The organism is Dyadobacter sp. HNCC25DJ184 (assembly GCF_056895215.1).
The window spans coordinates 688,757-707,830 of record NZ_JBXHAQ010000001.1 but is presented as its reverse complement, the minus strand read 5'-3'; the positions used below and the strand labels follow the sequence as shown (position 1 = coordinate 707,830).

The following is a 19,074-nucleotide window of genomic DNA, read 5'->3' as shown; positions in this document are numbered from 1 at the left end:
CTACAAATTATGACCTACAAACCAGATACCCAGCAAATAACCTTCGTTCTACCGCTCTACTTCTCAAAGGCTGAAATTGTGTTTAGAAAGCCATCGAAAAGTTCGCCGAATATTTCTTTCCGGATCGCTCCCGACAGCAAACCCGTTCACAGGGTATCGACAGAGGTTTTGGAAAAAGGACAGTGGCTGGCTCAATTGATCTGGTCAGAAGGCAGGTCTCAATTCTGCAGTGAAAAATTGATAGAAGTGGGCTGAAAGTTAAAAAAAGCTAATAATCCGCGACAAATACCATGACAGCTCCCCAATTCCTGAATAGAAATAAGTCACATCGGCTGGTCATCTCAGTTGCGCTGTATCTCCTTATTTTTGCATGTCAGGCATGTTTAATGATGGCTGAAAAAAATGGGAGTCGTGAAAAACACCCAATGCTTTCAAAACGCCAGTCGTCCCTTGTCGAAACTTCTCAAACGGAAGACAGGCCTCCATCATTCAGTCTTCGTAACGTGGCTGGGCACTCAACGTTGGCAACCGTCAGGGTCAGGTCCTTTTTCCCAAGTGACACCCCGCTTCGGACGCCAGATTTTTATTACGAATTTTTCAATAAAGAATATGTTGGCCCTTATGTTATAACATCTGGCGATAGCCAACAAAACAATATCGGCAACGCCTCGGGTGTATTGATTAGCCAAGACGGGTATATTGTAACTAATTATCATGTAATCAATACTGCAAAAAGAATTGAAGTAATTCTTAGTGACCGACGCAACTATCCTGCCGAAGTGGTTGGAACTGATAAAGCAACGGATCTTGCCTTGTTAAAAATCAAAGCCGACAATCTCCCATTTCTCGAATTTGGCAATTCTGACTCCATTGAAGTCGGTGACTTTGTACTGATTATTGGCAATCCCCTAAACTTTACTTCTACTGTCACGCAGGGAATTATCAGTTACAAAGCCCGGAATATCGTCCACAATTCACCTCAGTGGTCGCTGCAATGCTATCTTCAGACAGACGGTGTAGTTAACGTCGGCAATAGTGGTGGAGCGATGGTCGATCTGTCAGGGAGACTAGTCGGCATTGTGGCAGCTATTGCTTCTCCCAATGGCGTATATGCTGGTTATTCGTTCGCTATTCCTGTTGATGTTGTCAAAAAAACAACCGAAGATCTCTTAAAGTATGGTCGCGCCCGGCGGGGCAGCTTTGATATGAAAGTGATTGAAATGGACGCTGCAAAAGCCTTGTTCTTGAACACTTATATCGTTTCAGGGATTCTCATCGAAAGCGTAAAAGAAGGTGGAGGGGCCGCACTCGCCGGATTAGTTAGTGGAGACATTGTTACCAAAATAGACGGAGCTTCGATAGAATCAACTGCTCAGATTAGCGAGGTAGTCGCTCGCTCCTACCCTGGCCAGAGCCTTTCGATTACCGCTGTGAGACGTGGAAAGCCGTATAAAATGACAGTCATACTCAGCGCAGACTCCGAAGAACCAGAAAAATAAAAAGCGCAAACACCTGTTGATCAGAGGTTTGTCACAGCTAAATTAACTAACAGATTAAAACACCAAAAAATGGCTATTTCAAAAAGAGTGCTCGTTAATTTATTGCTACTTGGATTTTTCTCCTGGGCGATTCCGTTTGCTGTGTCATTGCTTTTCTATGGTAGAAATGGTGAACTCAATGTGCCCTATAGCACGTTCAAGTCCATTATTACGGCTGTAGGTGCAATTACGGGCTGTTATTTTCTTTTTCGATACTTCAAGTCTATAGATCAGGATTTTGTGCGGAACGGAATCACTGTCGGCATTTGCTGGATGGTCATCAACCTGATTCTCGACGCTGTTGTTCTGATCCCCATGATGAAAACAACTATTATAGACTACCTGACGTCTATTGGCATTAGTTACCTATCTATTCCCGCTATCAGCATAGCAATGGGATATATATTGAAGCAAAAGACGGATCTTTTTCAACATGAAAATGGAAATGTCCTCCAAAAAAAAATAAAAGCCACAAACTAATCCGAGTTCGAAAATGAAAATTACGTTCCTTTTTTTTCTCATTCTTTCAGTCTCCTTTGGCTGCAGTCCCACCATAAAAACCTTCAGCGATTCCGACCAAAATTACCCGATTCAAAAAAACAAGACTTACAAATGGGAAGCATTAACCCAATCTGAAATAGAGAATTATCCGCTCTACTATAATGAACTAAATGACAAGCGGATTAAAAATATTGCCAACGAAATCTTATCATCAAAGGGATATGTGCTTGTCGACAGTATTTCCGAACTCTATCTTCATTATCATATCGTCGTAGAAGGAAAGTCAGTATTTGAGCAGGAGCCCTACTCCTTCTTTACAGATGCCAATCCAAAAGTTGAATTTCAAGCCTATCAATATCAGGAAGGAACATTAATAATTGATTTTGGAAAAGGCGCCAAAAAAGATCTGATCTGGCGAGGCTGGGGAGTGCAGGCCCTCGATAAGGTTACTTACCATACCGACGACATTGAAGACGTCACTCGCTCTGTTGTAACTGCTATTCTGAAAAAACTCCCGCCATCAGACGCGGACTAAGTTACGCAACAAAGAGTAACCACCGAAAACTGCTGTTAATCTGTGCCTTAGCAATGATATAAAAGTCTGGAAAACTTGGCGTCGATTCCATAACATATATATTGTGTAAGTCGCATCGAAGAAGCTGACAATCAGCAAGCTCAATAGTCTTTCTTATTACTTAAAATCACAAATTGGGATGGAGCGAGCAGCAACTTGATGAAATGGCGATTACCATTTTCATTTGCTAGCACCTGAACAAACCCGGATTTACCATACTTGTACGTAAAAATGGTTCCCGGGGGATTTAATATAGAATCTACTAATATGTATTCCTCGTCGTATTCAGAAACCGAACTGTTATAGGCAACTACGATTTCATGATCATATAAAACCCGGGAAAAAGCAAGCAAACATTTCTCAAAAGTTGGCAAAGAAAACGTCTGTCCATCCTGCGACTGTTTTCTCATATACATGCGTCCAAATTTGAGTACAGCACTGTTTTTCCTCAGCCCGGCAAGAATGGCTATTTGTTGATAAATTCTGCAAGATTTATTCAATCTATTCGTGCCCGCGTCGTCCATGTTGAACATAGCCTCTCTGAGATTAAAGTCTTCCGCTCCTGCCCCGTCAAAGCCCTGCTCGGTACCATAATAGATACAGGGTGTACCCAAAGCACACAGCAAAAATCCAATCCCTGCGATGATCTGCTCTTCCGTTGCTTCATTGCCAAAACGTTTTTTAATCTCCTGACCGACCTGATCATGATTATCAATAAAAGTGACCAGAAATTCACCGAACTCGCCCCTGCTCATCGCATTTTTCCTAAGCGACTCGTAACGTTCAATAAGCCTCTGAGGCTTCGATATTCCGCGGATAACGTCGGCCAATATATGATATAACGGGAAGTCTAAAACTGAGTTAAGGCCGAAGTATATGGCTTTGTCTTCAATCATCACTGAAGTCTTAGGACCGATATACCGGTTGTACATTTCTTCTGGCCCTACAAATTCACCAAACAAAAAGAAATTGCGCTTTCCAAGCAAGTATGCATACTCGCGTACATGAGAACAAAATTGGCTCACGGTTTCCTCTCCCATATGCTTGACTGCATCAATTCGAAACCCATCAATGTCAGTTTCCTTTATCCAATAGCAATGAATTTTTGTCATTATCTGCTGAACCAGCAATGCTTCTGGAGAGGAATCGTTTTTAAAACTTTTCAGATTGGCAAAATCTCCCTCGCGTGTTTCGGGATAGGCATCAAAGTTTCGAATTCTCCCTTTTCGCCAATATAGCTCAGGATTTCGAAGTTCAACCGGAATGGGCAGGTTTTCCGACCTCCATTGATTTAGTGGAAAAACCTGCCCTTCATAATAATAATATTCGTAGTCGCCCGGATACGACCAATTATCGCCCGAATGGTGCAAAACTATATCTAAAAATACCCTGATATCTAGTGAATGGGCCTTGTCAACCAATTCTGCCAAGTCTTCTTTGGTCCCAAACCTCGGATCGACATTCAGATAGTTTTCAACAGCATAGCCGTGATAGGAAGCGGCATTATTTTCCAGCACCGGGCTCAACCATAGCGCCGTACATCCCAAATCGGCAATATAGTCCAGGTGTTGGGTGATGCCGTTTAACGTGCCCCCGCAAGTTTTCTGTAACTGCTGCGCATTGCCAAAGCCTTTTTGTCTGCCGGCAACCGTGTTTGGGCTACGATTCAAATCGTCGTGAAAGCGATCCACCAATAAAAAGTAGATAAACTCTTCTCTCCATTCACGGTGACCATTTGTCCAATATATTTTCCCTTCCTTCGGACTGAGATCAATATCCTGAATAGACGTAATCTGCTTATTGTCTCCCATTTCAATTCAATTCAAAGAATTCCAGACATATTCACTGGCTCCAAGTCAATATTATCCTGAAAGTTTATTGTGAAATATACCGACTGTCCCAATTTGGCCTACTAACCAGAAAAGCGTTCTGGCCTTTGCCTGAAATGATTAAAATCAGTATAGCAAAAAGCCCTTAGTCTACTCTTATATTCATTTTGGCCAATGTAATTGTTCCGTGCCAGGTATCCCCTGCTAGTGCCAATGCTCAATAAAGCTGAAATTTACTCCTTAAAGTTATTTGGATGATTTGTTTGTATGAAACCCAAGGATCGAATAAAGAGGACAAAAGCTGATGAAGCTGGTCAGTATAAAAACCCCCGAAATCACAAGCAACACGATAGCAGCTGTTCCGGAGATTATATCAGCATAATAAAGGATCACAATTGAAATTGAAATCAGCACACGTAAGACGCGGTCAAGTATTCCCATGTTTGCTTTCATTGCTTTCAGATTAGTTGAGAAACAAATCTAACCCGAATAACAATCAGACACAGTGACTTATATCACATAAAGAATACAATCTCGTCACAACGAATTAAAAAACTAATCCGAAGAAAACTCTTTTTTACCTTCGACGCCTTAGTGCACTGTGAGGCACTGCATACCGTCTCCGATTGTTATATCTTCTCCACACTACGTTGATTTGCAACTGAGGTCAATATCAAATGAATATACACACCGCTGCGGAATAGATGATTTTTATAAACGGGTAGATCAAGGGTATGTGAAACGCCGTTAAGCTTAGCGGAGACAATGGATTTAAAACTGCGAGACTGCAACATTTTAATCCACAAATGATTACATTTATGCGATTATTTAGTTAGTTAAATTAAGAATTTTTGTTTACACAATATGAAAGAAGATTCATTATCAAACAAGGCATATATTGAACTCAGAAAAAAAATATTATCCAATCAGCTTACTTCGGGAACAAGACTAAAGGAAGACGAATGGGCTAAAAAGCTGGATGCTAACCGAATAGCGATTCGTGAAGCGTTAACCAGATTAATGGGTGAACAGCTCATAGTCCAGGGAGAAAAAGGCGGCTTTTTTGTAAAAACGATTACTATTGAAGATAGCCATCTCATTCGTGAGCTTCGTGAAATCCTGGAAGTAGGCGCCTTAAGGCTTGTGATGCAAAAAATAGACGAAAAAGGGATCGCTGAACTAGAGAGGATCTGTGAAGATTTTTCTTCTATGGTTGAGCGCGGCTACTTCGGCGGAGCTTGCGAAGCTGACGTAAAATTTCACGAAACACTAATCGAATATGCTGGTAATGATAAACTTATAGACCTTTACAGAGCGAGCAATATTCCATTATTTCACCAGAAACTTGGCAAAATGCAGACACATATGGACGATTATGAGCTGACCGACCAGGAACATCGCGAAATAGTAGCAGGAATAAAAGAGAAAAATATCCAGCGCGCTGAAGATGCCCTGGTGAAACATTTAATACGAGGAGAAGTAGCCTCTATTGACCTTTCATAGGCATATTCAACCAACATTTTGCGCAAATTTGTATAAAGGCACCAGAAGCCGGCTTTCGGGAACTCTCCGAAAGCCGGCTTCTTTAATTTCCGCAAGAAGAGAAAATAAGAATTTTAGTTAAAAAATATTTGGTCAATTTTTTTGTTGACAAAATATTAATATATTTGTTAACAATTTATCGCAATTTATAGTAACCAAAACAAAGCTTCACACAAACAAGAGCTTAAGACGTTTATTTTTCACAAACCATATTTTGCCTATGACAAGATAGTTGTCCCTCCAAACAATTCCAGTCCGTTGACACAAGTCCGTAACCCAGCACCGAAAGCTTGAAAACAAGCAAGCCAAAGGCCCAAAGACTTTTAACCATTACCACCCATACTTGTTCAGAAAAAATTAGATTATGAGAAAATCTACAAACAAATTCAGGTCACTTCCGAACGAAGATCTTCGGCCAAAGCGCTTTGTTATTTCACGGTTCACAACTCCTGCTTTCCTATTCTGCATTATGCTGATAACCCTTTGTCTTTCCAGCAGTGCTTTTTCGCAACAGGTCAGGAAAGTAACAGGAAGAGTGCTTGATCACAAAGGTTCACCCGTTCCCGGAGCATCCGTTATCGTAAAACAGTCTACCTCCGGTGTACTTGCAGACAAAGATGGCGCTTTCAATATTTCCGTCGCTGCAAATGCCACTACCCTCGTTTTTTCCTACATCGGTATGAAAACACTGGAAATTGAGATTGGAAACAAATCCGACATGGGCGACATTACCATGTCCGAAGAAAGTGTTGGTTTACAAGAAGTTGTCGTAACTGCGCTCGGTATTGAACGCTCGGCCAAAACACTTACATACGCCATACAGAAAATCACCGGCGAACAGGTTAATGAGGTTCGTGATGCAAACTTTACCAATACACTCTCCGGAAAGATAGCAGGGCTAACCATTACGCCATCAGCAAACGGACCTGGCGGAGCGACGCGGATAGTATTGCGCGGTAACAGATCTATCCAAGGTTCCAATAACGCCTTGATAGTTGTCGACGGTGTTGCTATTGATAACTCCTCACCAGCAGGCCAGGTGCGTTACGATAGCGGCGGACAAAGTGGTAGTGATGGAGCGTCCAGCATAAACCCGGATGATATCGAGTCCATTAACGTACTGAAAGGAGCAGCTGGTGCGGCATTGTACGGAAGTCGTGCTGCCAATGGTGTCATCATCATTACAACAAAAAAAGGTAAGGCAGGGAAGATCAATGTAAACTTCAATTCTGGCATTACCTTTGACAAGGCTTTGACTACACCCAATTTCCAAAATTCCTATGCACAAGGTTCCGGGGGTACTTATTCTACGCTGACAGGTGGCAGTTGGGGGCCAAAGATTGCCGGACAGAGTGTCGAGAACTTCGCTGGAAATACGGTAACACTTCGGGCATATCCTGATAACGTGAAAGATTTTTTTCGTACCGCAGTTTCAAACAATAACTCGTTGGGTATCACTGCAGGATCTGAAAAAGTACAATCCTATTTCTCTTATTCTGGTAACTTCATTAATGGGATTGTACCTCACAACAGTCTTTCGAGACACACGTTCAACTCGCGTGTCAGCTTCAATATAACAGACCGTTTAACAGCTGACGCAAAAGTCACCTACATGATCCAGGATATTAAAAACAAACCGGGCGTTGGTGGAGACGGCATGGTGGTTGCCAACGTATACCGTATGCCGCGCAGTGTGGATCCAGCCACTTTAAAAAGCTATAAAAACGTTAGCGTTAACGGCGTAGAAACACCGACTTACTGGACCAGTCCTGATGCTGTCTACATGAATCCTTATTGGACAATTAACAATACGCACCACAATGAAAACCGTAGCCGCGTCACCGGCCTTTTGGTATTGCGGTATAAACTCACAGACTGGTTAAACATCCAGGGACGCGTAAGTTCAGATAGTTACAACGATTTTATCACCCAGAAATACGCCAACAACACGGTTAATTACGCAAGACAGCCTGGTGGTTATTACTCAGAAGGAAATGATTTCATCTCAGAAAGAAATATAGACATCCTCCTGACTGGGAACAACCAGATTACTTCTGATTTTAAAATCAATTATAATATCGGAGGATCGGTTTTAAACAGAAATCTTCGGCATCGTGTCAATGCAGCGGACGGTCTTGGTTTCAATAACAAATACGACCTTACCTATGCAACCACGCTGAAAGTGGAAGCAAACACAACTAAAAGAGAGTTGCAATCGGTATATGGAACTGCACAATTCTCTTTTAAAGATTATCTGTTTTTGGATCTGACCGCAAGAAATGACTGGTCAAGTACCCTTCCTTCACCATATTCCTACTTCTATCCATCGGTAGGCTTGTCGGCGATTGTTTCCGAAATGCTAAAACTTCCATCATGGGTAAGTCTTGGAAAAGTAAGAGGTTCGGTAACAAAGGTTGGTAATGATGCAGACCCTTACCTGCTTGGCCAGACCTATACGTATATACGTGGAGGTTTCGGTGGTTATATCGCCAGCAGCAGCACCAAAGCGATCGCTAACCTAAAACCGGAATTAACACAATCGGTGGAAGTTGGTACCGAATGGAGATTTTTTAACAGCCGCTTGGGGGTTGACTTTACTTATTACAAAACCAATTCCAAAAACCAGCTACTTAAGGTGGCTGCACCTGCTTCCTCAGGATATTCAACTTTGAATGTGAACGCCGGTAATATCCAAAATAAAGGTTTTGAACTTGTACTTTCAGGAAAGCCTGTTAGCGGCAAAAATTTCAACTGGAATGTAGGACTGAACTATGCTGTTAATACCAACAAAGTTATCTCGCTTTATGAAGGTGTAAGCCAGCTTTATCTCGGTTCATCCACCAGCGTGCGCACCGCTACACCCCTGATCAAAGAAGGCGGTTCATATGGTGATCTTTACGGTTACAAATGGAAAACGCTGAACGGAAAATATGTGGTTGACGCCAATGGAGTTCCGGTAAAAACGGATGCAATTGAGAGACTTGGGAACTACAATCCTGATTTCTCCGCCGGTTTCAGCAACAGTTTCAACTACAAAAACTGGACATTATCTGTTTTGATTGACGGCAAGTTTGGCGGTATTATCACTTCGGGAACAGCAGCTCAGACAGCGTACGCGGGAACTTCGGCCGTTACCCAGGATTTCCGTGACGCAGGATCCTGGACGGTAAATGCGGTAACACCTGAAGGCGCGCCTAATACGGTCGCGATCAATGCTGAAAAATTCTGGCAGACTGTCGCGCAGGGAGATTATTCATGGGGGGAATTCTTTTCCTACCACGCGACAAACGTCAGAGTTCGCGAACTGACTTTTGGTTATTCATTTGGCAACCTTCCGGCTTTTATTAAATCAGCCAGAATTTCCTTTGTCGCTCGTAACCTGTTCTTTATCTACCGTGGAAATGCCATTCTTAACGTTCCCGGCGTTGGCAAACGCAAAATGGATTTCGATCCGGAAGTTAGCTTCGGAAATAGTAACTACCAGGGGATTGAGTACTACAATCTTCCTTCTACCAGAAATATAGGATTAAACCTGAAACTGTCATTCTAACATATTCCATCATGTTTAAGACCATAAAAAACCAGCTTCTTTTACTTGCCATAACAGCGCTCGGACTCAACAGCTGTACAAATGATTTTGATTCGATCAATACCGATGCGACCAAAATCAGCACTATAGGTGCCACTGAATATCCATTTCAGTTCGCCTATGCTTTGATGTCTCCTACTTTAAGTCCCGACAATTTTGAAGTCGGCGAAGGCACAATTGCCTCGATATATTCACAGTTTTTTTCCCAGGCTGCACATTCGTTCCCTACTGATCGTTACGTGATCCGTCAGGACTGGATGCCCGCCTGCTGGAATCCGGTTTACACATCAGCTGCACCGCAGTTAAAAACGATCATGGCCGGTACCAAAGCCGAAACCTCGGAAAATGCACTCGCAAATATCTGGTGGGTTTGGATGTTCCACAGAGTAACTGATTATTTCGGCCCGATTCCTTATTTCCAGGCAGCATCTGGTAATCGCTATGTCGCTTATACCCCACAGGATTCTATATACTACGATTTTTTCAAAAAACTGGATGCCGCTTCTACTGTTTTAAAAGCGAATGCTAACGATAAACCTTTTGGAACTTACGACCTGATCTACAACAAAAATGCAAGTCCGGCCACTGCCTGGATGAAATTTGCGAACACACTTAGATTAAGGCTGGCGCTCCGTATTTCAAAAGTAAATCCTACACTCGCCAAACAACAGGCCGAAGCTGCAGTTGCAGCAGGCGTTCTAACGGATATTGCAGACGACGCCTACATGCCAAAATCTACTACAACTTATAGCGAGTACAATGGTTTAGCGGTAACTTCAGGCTGGGACGATATACGGATGAGTGCTGCTATGGAATCTGTTTTAAAAGGATATAATGATCCCCGCTTGCCGGTTTATTTCCAGCCGGCTATCTCGACAGGCACCTACGAAGGTGTTAGAAATGGATTATTTACATCTGAAAAAATCATTGATATTAATTCAAGATTATTCAACTCCAACATGGGTACGCGCTGGGTTAACTGGGTAAACAACGACTGGAAAACCACCTACAATGTGTCTCAGGATATCATGCATACCGCAGAGGCCTATTTCCTTCGTGCAGAAGGTGCGCTTAACGGATGGAACATGGGCGGAACTGCCGAAGACTTTTACAAAAAAGGAATTCAGGCTTCGATGGCGCAGTGGGGAATTACGGACAATGCCGTCATCACTAATTATATCAGCAGCACCGCGACGCCAATTGCGCCACTGGACGGTATGAATTCGCCAGCTGTAAATGATTATCCGGTTCTTTTTAGTGGCACAGAAAGTATGCAGCGAAAACAGATCGCTCAGCAAAAATGGCTGGCGCTGTATCCGGATGGCGCAGAAGGTTGGGCAGAACTGAGAAGATCAGGACTTCCAAAGCTTTACACTGTTGTTCACAGCGAAAACACGGATTTGCCGCAAGGGACTTTCATCAGACGGATGCCCTTCCTGGATACTGAAAAACAAACCAATGCAGACGAAGTGGCTAAGGCTGTTAAAATGCTAAGTGGCCCAGACAACGCTGCCACGCCATTATGGTGGGATAAAAATTAGTAATTCTTTGCTCAGCAGCACTTTTGACAGAAGCACTGCTGAGCAAAGAATTTTCAAATTTATTAATCCCGCTAATGCCATTGCTGATCATCCGCAATTATTAATATTAGCCAGAGAAGAAAACAATATCAAAAAAGCAATTTTCAATCAACGTATATAATTAGAAGTTCACGAAGAAATCTTGCAAAATGTGACAATATGGTTTTACAAAACCCTTGGAAAGAATTGTTCCTGGTACAAAGTTGCTTGCCAGGTCAGGGGAATATCGAAAGCGTGTTTTTCATTTGATCCTTGCCTGAGGAATGGCCCACGAGCGAAAAACTTCGACAGAGCCGAGCAGGCCGATTCCAATTTTCATGATTGGAATCCGGACCATTCAAAACCCCTGACAACTTTAAAAACTGGCTAAAATAAGCAATACGAGGCCTGCAAAACGATTTGTAATTATCTCAGAATGAAAAAATTAGTATTACACACCTGGATTTTTTTTCTAGTCAGTTTCCTTGCTTTCGCACAAAAAGAGCCCCTGCTCCTTCCCAAACCAGATTTCGTTCAGGTCGGCGAGCGGTCACTTCCACTTGAAAACATTTCGCTATTTGTTCCGAAAAATGCTCCGGAAGATATTTTATTCGCTATAAACGAGCTTAAATCAGCAGTCAAAGAACGCACAGGGAAATATCCAAAACCAGCGTTATCTTCTTCTCAAGCAACTTTTCAATACAAAATCAAGGAAACCGGGCATGAACTGCCGGAAGTGAGCGAAATGAGCGGAAGCAGTGAAAGAGAATGGTACCAGCTCACGATCAGTTCGGGAAAAATTCAGGTCGAGGCTAATACATCGACCGGATTGTTTTATGCTGTTCAAACGATTCGCCAGCTTATCCAGGGTGATGGCAAAACGATATCCCTCCCCGCAATTACCATAAAAGACAAACCTAAGATTGCTTACCGAGGCATCATGATGGATTTTGCCCATGGTGGATTGTTGACAGTGGATGAGATCAAAAAACAGATCGATTTTCTGGTAAAATGGAAAACTAATCAGTATTACTTTTATAACGAAGTGAGCATTGAGCTGGATGGCTTCCCTTCCCTCGGTTATAAAACCGGTTATTCAAAAAAGGAAGTTTCTGAAATTATCGCCTACGGAAAACAGCGGCACTTGGATGTCATTCCGTTTTTAAATCTTTATGGACATTTACACGAACTGCTTAGAAATGAGAAATATGCAGATCTTTCAATCGGGCACTACGGTCATGAACTGGATCCAAGAAATCTAAAGGTGAACGCATTGCTGACCAACTGGATCAGTCAGTATACCCAGCTTTTCCAAAGTCCGTTTATCCATGTCGGTTTTGATGAAACATGGGAAACCAAGCGTATCGCGGACGATGGCGATATCAAAATAAGTTCAGAGAAGCTCTGGCTGCAACAGCTTGATTTTGTGCAGGCTGAACTGAAAAAATACGGTAAAACGGTGATGACCTGGACGGATATGAACAACTACTATCCTGAAATTATCGGTAAAATACCAAAGGACGTTATACCAGTTATCTGGGAATACAAGCCTGATACCGTTGAGATCAACCGTTATTTAAATCCTGTTCTGGCCAAAAAAAGAAAATTCCTGATCCAGCCGGCCGTATCTGGCTGGGGCCACATTTATCCGGATGCCCGCTACACTTACACCAATATTGATCTTTGTCTGAAAGCAGGGATCCGTAACAAAACATTGGGTTTTATCAATTCCGTTTGGACCGATCCTGTTGAACCATCTTTGCGCCCATCGTGGCTCTTCATGGCATATGGAAGCATTGGTGCCTGGCAGGGAATCACGGCCGATCAAAATACATTTGCCACTGACTATGCGGCGCTTACTTTTCCGAAAGTGTCAGATGAAATGAAGTCCGCTTTTGAATTCCTTCAAAAATCAAATGAACATCTGGATAAATGCCTGGGAAGGAATACAAACGGAATGCCAAGAGGAACGATCATCGAAAGCTGGGCAAATCCGTTTTTACCTTATTATCTTTCAAACACAGAAAAACATTTGGAAGATTTTAAAAATGCACGAAAAAATAGCGAAGAAGCCCAATCGGCCCTTACCGCTGCTTTGAAAAAATGTTACCCAAACGACGTCCCTTTTATCAATTCCCTTTTGGTTTCAGCAAGGCTCATGCATTACAGCGCCTCCCGCTTTGTATGGGCGAAGACCATCTGTGATCGCTGGAATGATTCGATGCTAAGAAAAAAGAAAAACGATTTTGTGGTTTATGACATCACCTACTTATGTCACGGATTTCTTGTCGATATGATGGATGAAAACGGAGATCTGAAAACGGCATACGAAAATGCCTGGAAATCCGAATATAAACCTTACCGCCTTAACACAATCCTGGGCCGATTTGACGTAGAGCACGCTTTATGGCAAAAACTCCAGTTAAAAGTAAATGATTATCGTATACAAAACAGCCCGGATCATATTGCTTCCAAATCGTTTGAGGAACTATTCACACCCGATTTTTAATAGAGATTCAAGCAGTCGAGTTCTAATGGGTACTAAAATTCTTAAATTATTTTATTGTTTACAAAAAATGCATATTTTTGTAAACAATATTTATCAATATCTATTAATATTGTGAGGAAGCAGTCTGATTTCTGAATTGACTTCCCGATCAATGAAAGTATTATAACGCCGATTAACGAAATATGAAATTTTCAGATTTAAGCTATCCGCAGATCAACCGGCTTACAGACAAGGTCATCGTCATGCCCATTGCCGCTATCGAGCAGCATGGCCCGCACCTTGGCGTGTCGACAGACACCGATCTGGTAACCTGGATTGCTCAAAAAGCTGAACAAAATTTGAACGACGATATACTGCTTTGTCCAACGCTGGCCTATGGTTCCAGTCATCATCATCTGGCATTTGGAGGGACGATAAGCCTGACCGTAAATACCTATACGTCGGTGATAGTGGAGCTTGTAGAATCAATGCTGAAAAATGGTTTCAGGAAAATTGTTCTGCTGAACGGGCATGGTGGAAATATTACACCCGTAAAACAGGCACTTACCGTTTTAGGAAATAAATACGACACACAGTTATCACCAAATATTGCCCTGGTCACTTATTGGGAAACAGCAGGTAAAATTTTCACAGGCCAGGCTCCTATGGAAAGTCCGGCGCTAAGCCATGCCTGCGAATATGAAACCAGTATGATGCTTCACATTTTCCCTGAAAAAGTATGGATGGAAAAGGCAGAGCGGCCTCTGCGTCCGGAAAGTAATGAATATATACCCTGGGAAGATGATGAGCCTTACCGCGGCGTAACGCTGTTCAAACAAACACAATTTGTTTCCTCAAACGGGAGCAGCGGCGAACCACAGCTAGCCACCGCCGCAAAGGGAAAACATTTACTCGAAAATGCGGCTGCCTCGGTAACCGAGTTTCTTCGGGCTTTTAAAAACTGGCCTTTATCAAAAGATCTTTCGAAATCATCATGAGCAAAATTGAAATAGAACACCCCGATAAAAAAGTCAGTACCGGCGCTTACTCAGCCGGGGTTTTGATCGATGGCTGGTTATTTATAAGCGGCCAGGGTTCCGTGGATCTTTCAACCGGGGCGGTGGTTCATGGCACGATTGAAGAAGAAACAACTAACACGCTCAATCATATCAAGAAGATCGTAGAAGCGGCTGGCGGAAGCATGGATGATATTGTGAAATGCAGTGCGCATTTAAGCGATATCAACGAATTTGACCGGTACAATACGGTTTACGCCTCATTTTTTCCAGGAATCAAACCAGCTCGAACGACCGTGCAATCTGTTCTGGGCGATGGAATCAAGGTAGAAATCGATGCGATTGCAAGAATAAAAACAAAGTAATTTCCCGAATTGACAAGTTTATCATGGCTGAAAAAATAAGGATCGGAACGGTCGGGCTTGGTTTGATGGGAAGCAGCATTGCCACTTGTATCCTGGCTGCCGGTCATCAGGTAACTTCTCTTGTAAAAGATATCAGCGAGGCTCCTGATGCGAGAAAAAGAATACTTCATTTCCTGGTCGAACTGGACAAAGAAGGACTACTTACCGACAGTCCGTCAGCGGTTATTGAAAAGTTAACAATAACAGACCAGGTAAAGGATTTATCTGATTATGAAGTTATTATAGAATCCATTATCGAAAGTGTTGAAGAAAAGAAGAAAGTATATCAGGCTTTGGAAACCGTAATTTCTGCAACAGCGATTATCGGGAGCAATACCTCTGCAATTCCAGTTTCTGTATTACAGCAAGGACTTAAAAATCCGGAGCGTCTTTTGGGCATTCACTGGGCAGAACCTGCCCATATTACCCGTTTTATGGAAGTAATCTGCGGAAAAGATTCGGACGTGTTTTACGCCGAAAAAATAATTGCGCTGGCCGAAAGCTGGGGAAAAGAACCTTCCTTTTTGCGAAAAGATATCCGTGGATTCATTACCAACCGCATTATGTACGCCATGCTCCGGGAAGCTTTTAATCTTGTTGAAAATGGTTTTGCAACAGTTGAAGATGTGGACCGGTCCCTAAGAAATGACCTGGGTTACTGGATCACTTTTGCCGGACCGTTCCGTTTCATGGATCTCACAGGGATTCCCGCTTATCTGACTGTGATGCAGGATCTTTTCCCGGAACTTTCCAATACAGCCACAGCTCCGGAAATGATGAAAAAACTAGTAGCGGATGGAGCAAAAGGGGTTAGTAATGCCAAAGGGTTTTATCCTTACACGACTGAAACCGCTGCACATTGGGAAAAACTTTTTACCGAATTCAGCTATGATATCAGAAAGCTGGCCGAAAAATACCCTCAAAATATTGGTGAAAATATAAAAAGTACAGCGCATTAATATGACGACGATCAAAGCAATAAAAGCAACCGAAGTCATCGTTCCGGCCAAACCGGGAAGTCTGAATTCTGAACAGGTTTTAGATAAAGATATTGCCTTTGCCAAAAAATTCATGACGGGGGAAAGCTGGACAGAATTTGCTAACCAGCCCAAATGGATTCTTGAAATCACGCTTAAAAACGGGCTTACCGGTATCGGCGAAACATACAGGAGTGCATCAAAAGAACTTTTGGAAGAAGCTGCCGAGACCTTTTTAGGTCAGGATATTTTAAAACTCAACTGGCGCAGGTTACCCGTTTCCGACCAGCGGATCTACGAAGCATTTGAATCCGCAGTACTGGATCTGGCAGGAAAGCTATTGAACGTTCCGGTCTATCAATTGCTGGGGGGAAAGTACCGCGATAAAATTGACTGCATGGGCTGGACTGGCCGCAGGACACCTCAGGACGCTGCCCAAAAAGCCTTTGAAGCAATGCAAAAAGGCCATAAGGTTTTCAAATTCAAATGTTCTGATGAAGATGCAGTGCGGCTTTGGACAGAAGAAATCCATAAGCAGTGCGGAGACGGAATCAAGGTTTTGCTTGACCCTAACCAGCGCTGGAATGATGTAGATACTACTTTAAAACTGATGGAAGGCGTGGACAAAAATACGATGCTGGGTCTTGAAGACCCCATTTTACATGCCGATGTTCAGGGCTTTAAAACTTTGCGGGAAAAATTACAAATGCCGCTATATCGTCATATTTCACTACCGTACACGCAGGATATTCGTGATATGATCACTTTCGTAAGGGCCGACGCCGCTGATGGATATAATTTCAATGGTTCGGCGTATAACTCGGTGCTGCTGGCAGAAATTGCACATCTGGAAGGCAAGCCATGCTGGCGGGGCTCCGAAGTAGATCTGGGAATTTCAGAAACCATGGGACTTCATATCGCAGCGGCCAGCATCAATTGCACGATCCCTTCTGACATTTTCGGAGAACTGGTACGCGTAGATGATTTAATTGTCGAGCCAATTCACTTTGAAAGCGGCGCTGCGACAGTTCCATCAGGCAGCGGGCTGGGCATTGAACTTGACATTGAGGCTATTCATAAATTCAGGACAAACCGGTTTATACAAAAAATATTATGAGTAAATCCGTTTTGTCGTGGATCATTCTTTTTGCGTGCAATCTGATCTGGTCTTTTCACTTCACATGCATTAAACTAACCCAGGCTCAGGTCGGCCCCTACTTTACGGTGTGGGCACCGATGCTGCTGGCGACCATTTTTCTTGCCCCTTTTGTCGTGAAGGATTTTAAAAAAGGAAAAAGAAAACTTAAAGACCTGCTCATTTTTGTCCAGCTGGCAGCTTTGGGAGCATTTCCTTCGCAGGTTTTTATGACCTACGGAACGCAGTATTCGCTTGCAAGCAATTCAGCGATCCTGGTACTGGCTCTGCCGGTTATCACAGCGGTATTTGCTTTTTTGATTTTGAAAGAAAAAATGAACCGCGCACGCTGGCTCAGCTTTGGCATCGCGATCATCGGTGTGGCTTTATGCTCAACTGACGACATCCAAAAACTGGATTTCAGCTCACAATATGCCTGGGGTAATATTTTAATCGTTCTGGCCATCATTGGAAACGGTTATTACAATGTCGGCTGCAAAAAAATATCAGACAAATTCACCGAAATGGAAATGCTGTTTTACACCTATCTCTTTCTGGTGATCTTTTTGGCGCCGCTGGTCTGGTATTATGAACCCGAAATGTTTTTCAAAATCCCGGAATACACAGCACAGACCTGGACGGGTATGATAGCCCTCACGCTGTTCCATAACTTTCTTTCCATGCTACTTTTCTTTAAAGCACTTAAAAATCTTGACGCAACGCAGGTCGCATTATCCAATTACCTGATCACGCTGATGGGCTTGCCAATTGCCGCCTTTGTTTTGGGTGAAACCCTAAAAACACAGGCCATCATTGGCGGACTTCTGGTGCTTGCCTCAACGCTTATACTGACCATCGTTGACTCGAAAAAACAGCAAAAACATATCGAAAAAGCCAATCAATCCATTAAATCATTATGATCAATATCGCAGACGAACTCTTCGGCGTAGTTCCCATTATCCCGACTCCCTTTACAGAAAACGAAGACATTGACGAAAATGCACTTCGTGACCTGATCGACTTTGCAATCGCCGTAGGGATCAAGGCGGTTTGCCTTCCGGCTTATGCAAGTGAATTTTACAAACTGACTGATGAAGAAAAACTTCAGGTCGTAAAGGTTGCTGTTGATCATGCGGCGGGCAGAATAAAAATTGTCGCCCAGTCAAACCATCCGTCTTTAAAAATCGCGATACGTCTGGCGCAGGCTAACGTAAAAGCCGGAGCAGATGTGATCTCGCTGGCAGTTCCGCGGATATTCAGCCTGCCGGAAAATGCTTTGAAAGAATACCTTTCCGAGTTTTTACAATCCATACCGAACACACCGGTTTTGATCCAGGATTTCAACCCGGGCGGCTCATCGATCAGCGTTAATTTTATAAAAAACCTGATGGAAGAAAATCCGAATTTTAAATACCTCAAACTGGAAGAACCCCTTTGTGCGCCCAAGTTTGAAGATATCATCAAAACCACAGACGATAAAATCGGCCTTTTTGAAGGCTGGGGCGGTCTTTATATGCTTGAATTAATCCCAATTGGCATTCGTGGCGTGATGCCCGGACTTGCTGTAGCAGACATTCTTCAAAAAGTATTCGACCTGCGAAAAGCCGGAGAGCACAAAAAGGCATTTGAGATTTTCGAAAAAGTGATGCCTCAGATATTTTTCTCTTTACAAAATATGGAGCTTTTCCATTATGCAGAAAAAGAGCTCTTGATAGCCCGTGGCGTACTTTCCAACAGTTTAGCACGTAAAGCGGCCTACATTCCTGACGCTTCCTCGATCAGTTATATCAAAGAGCTTAATCAGAATATCATTGATTTGCTTCATGATGATAAATACGGATTTATACCGCTGGAAGCAAATGTCAGCAAGTAAGAAATCAGTTCTCTTTTACTTTTGATAATTCCAGTGACCCGACTGGTTT

The 19,074-nt window shown here is 42.8% G+C and carries 16 protein-coding genes; 14 read left to right on the top strand and 2 right to left on the bottom strand.

The window, feature by feature from the left end; translation table 11 throughout:
- Window positions 1-9 precede the first annotated feature (9 nt).
- From AC1XUD_RS02735 to AC1XUD_RS02720, 4 genes are all read left to right on the top strand, one after another.
- Window positions 10-255 carry a hypothetical protein gene (locus AC1XUD_RS02735; RefSeq protein ID WP_483359410.1) on the top strand — a complete coding sequence of 82 codons (246 nt, stop codon included), beginning with the start codon at window positions 10-12 and terminating at the stop codon, window positions 253-255.
- A gap of 170 nt (window positions 256-425) precedes the next feature.
- The gene (locus AC1XUD_RS02730; RefSeq protein WP_483359409.1) at window positions 426-1,499 is read left to right on the top strand and encodes a S1C family serine protease; all 1,074 of its coding nucleotides are present in this window, start codon (window positions 426-428) and stop codon (window positions 1,497-1,499) included.
- A gap of 69 nt (window positions 1,500-1,568) precedes the next feature.
- Window positions 1,569-2,018 (top strand): hypothetical protein, encoded by a 450-nt coding sequence (locus AC1XUD_RS02725; protein WP_483359408.1) that lies wholly within the window; start codon window positions 1,569-1,571, stop codon window positions 2,016-2,018.
- 13 nt (window positions 2,019-2,031) lie between these two features.
- The gene (locus AC1XUD_RS02720; protein ID WP_483359407.1) at window positions 2,032-2,574 is read left to right on the top strand and encodes a DUF4136 domain-containing protein; all 543 of its coding nucleotides are present in this window, start codon (window positions 2,032-2,034) and stop codon (window positions 2,572-2,574) included.
- Window positions 2,575-2,714: 140 nt separating this feature from the next.
- Here the strand turns inward: AC1XUD_RS02720 and AC1XUD_RS02715 are convergent, their stop codons facing one another.
- Window positions 2,715-4,424 (bottom strand): alpha-amylase family glycosyl hydrolase, encoded by a 1,710-nt coding sequence (locus AC1XUD_RS02715; protein ID WP_483359406.1) that lies wholly within the window; start codon window positions 4,422-4,424, stop codon window positions 2,715-2,717.
- Window positions 4,425-4,688: 264 nt separating this feature from the next.
- Window positions 4,689-4,883 (bottom strand): YgaP family membrane protein, encoded by a 195-nt coding sequence (locus AC1XUD_RS02710; protein WP_483359471.1) that lies wholly within the window; start codon window positions 4,881-4,883, stop codon window positions 4,689-4,691.
- 423 nt (window positions 4,884-5,306) lie between these two features.
- On the opposite strand from AC1XUD_RS02710, the gene AC1XUD_RS02705 reads away from it, so the two are divergent.
- The 10 genes from AC1XUD_RS02705 to AC1XUD_RS02660 all read left to right on the top strand — a co-directional run bounded on the left by AC1XUD_RS02705 (window position 5,307) and on the right by AC1XUD_RS02660 (window position 19,025).
- A complete protein-coding gene (locus tag AC1XUD_RS02705; RefSeq protein WP_483359405.1) occupies window positions 5,307-5,945 on the top strand; it encodes a GntR family transcriptional regulator in 639 nt (212 codons plus the stop codon).
- 403 nt (window positions 5,946-6,348) lie between these two features.
- Window positions 6,349-9,534, top strand: coding sequence for a SusC/RagA family TonB-linked outer membrane protein (locus AC1XUD_RS02700; RefSeq protein WP_483359404.1), 3,186 nt, complete (start codon window positions 6,349-6,351; stop codon window positions 9,532-9,534).
- Between the two features lie 11 nt (window positions 9,535-9,545).
- Window positions 9,546-11,114: a SusD/RagB family nutrient-binding outer membrane lipoprotein gene (locus AC1XUD_RS02695; protein WP_483359403.1), complete on the top strand. Its 1,569-nt coding sequence runs from the start codon at window positions 9,546-9,548 to the stop codon at window positions 11,112-11,114.
- 454 nt (window positions 11,115-11,568) lie between these two features.
- Entirely contained in the window at window positions 11,569-13,641 is a 2,073-nt protein-coding gene (locus AC1XUD_RS02690) for a family 20 glycosylhydrolase (protein ID WP_483359402.1), read from the top strand.
- A gap of 182 nt (window positions 13,642-13,823) precedes the next feature.
- Complete coding sequence (locus tag AC1XUD_RS02685) at window positions 13,824-14,618, top strand: creatininase family protein (RefSeq protein WP_483359401.1); 795 nt, start codon at window positions 13,824-13,826, stop codon at window positions 14,616-14,618.
- Window positions 14,615-15,001, top strand: a complete 387-nt coding sequence (locus AC1XUD_RS02680) for a RidA family protein (protein WP_483359400.1) — start codon at window positions 14,615-14,617, stop codon at window positions 14,999-15,001. The genes AC1XUD_RS02685 and AC1XUD_RS02680 overlap by 4 nt, the downstream gene beginning before the upstream one ends.
- Before the next feature lie 23 nt (window positions 15,002-15,024).
- Window positions 15,025-15,999: a 3-hydroxyacyl-CoA dehydrogenase family protein gene (locus AC1XUD_RS02675; RefSeq protein ID WP_483359399.1), complete on the top strand. Its 975-nt coding sequence runs from the start codon at window positions 15,025-15,027 to the stop codon at window positions 15,997-15,999.
- Window position 16,000: 1 nt separating this feature from the next.
- A complete protein-coding gene (locus AC1XUD_RS02670) occupies window positions 16,001-17,134 on the top strand; it encodes a mandelate racemase/muconate lactonizing enzyme family protein (protein WP_483359398.1) in 1,134 nt (377 codons plus the stop codon).
- On the top strand, window positions 17,131-18,072 hold the full coding sequence (locus AC1XUD_RS02665; RefSeq protein ID WP_483359397.1) for a DMT family transporter: 942 nt from the start codon (window positions 17,131-17,133) through the stop codon (window positions 18,070-18,072). Before AC1XUD_RS02670 ends, AC1XUD_RS02665 begins: the two co-directional genes overlap by 4 nt.
- Window positions 18,069-19,025 carry a dihydrodipicolinate synthase family protein gene (locus tag AC1XUD_RS02660; protein ID WP_483359396.1) on the top strand — a complete coding sequence of 319 codons (957 nt, stop codon included), beginning with the start codon at window positions 18,069-18,071 and terminating at the stop codon, window positions 19,023-19,025. Before AC1XUD_RS02665 ends, AC1XUD_RS02660 begins: the two co-directional genes overlap by 4 nt.
- Window positions 19,026-19,074 lie beyond the last annotated feature (49 nt).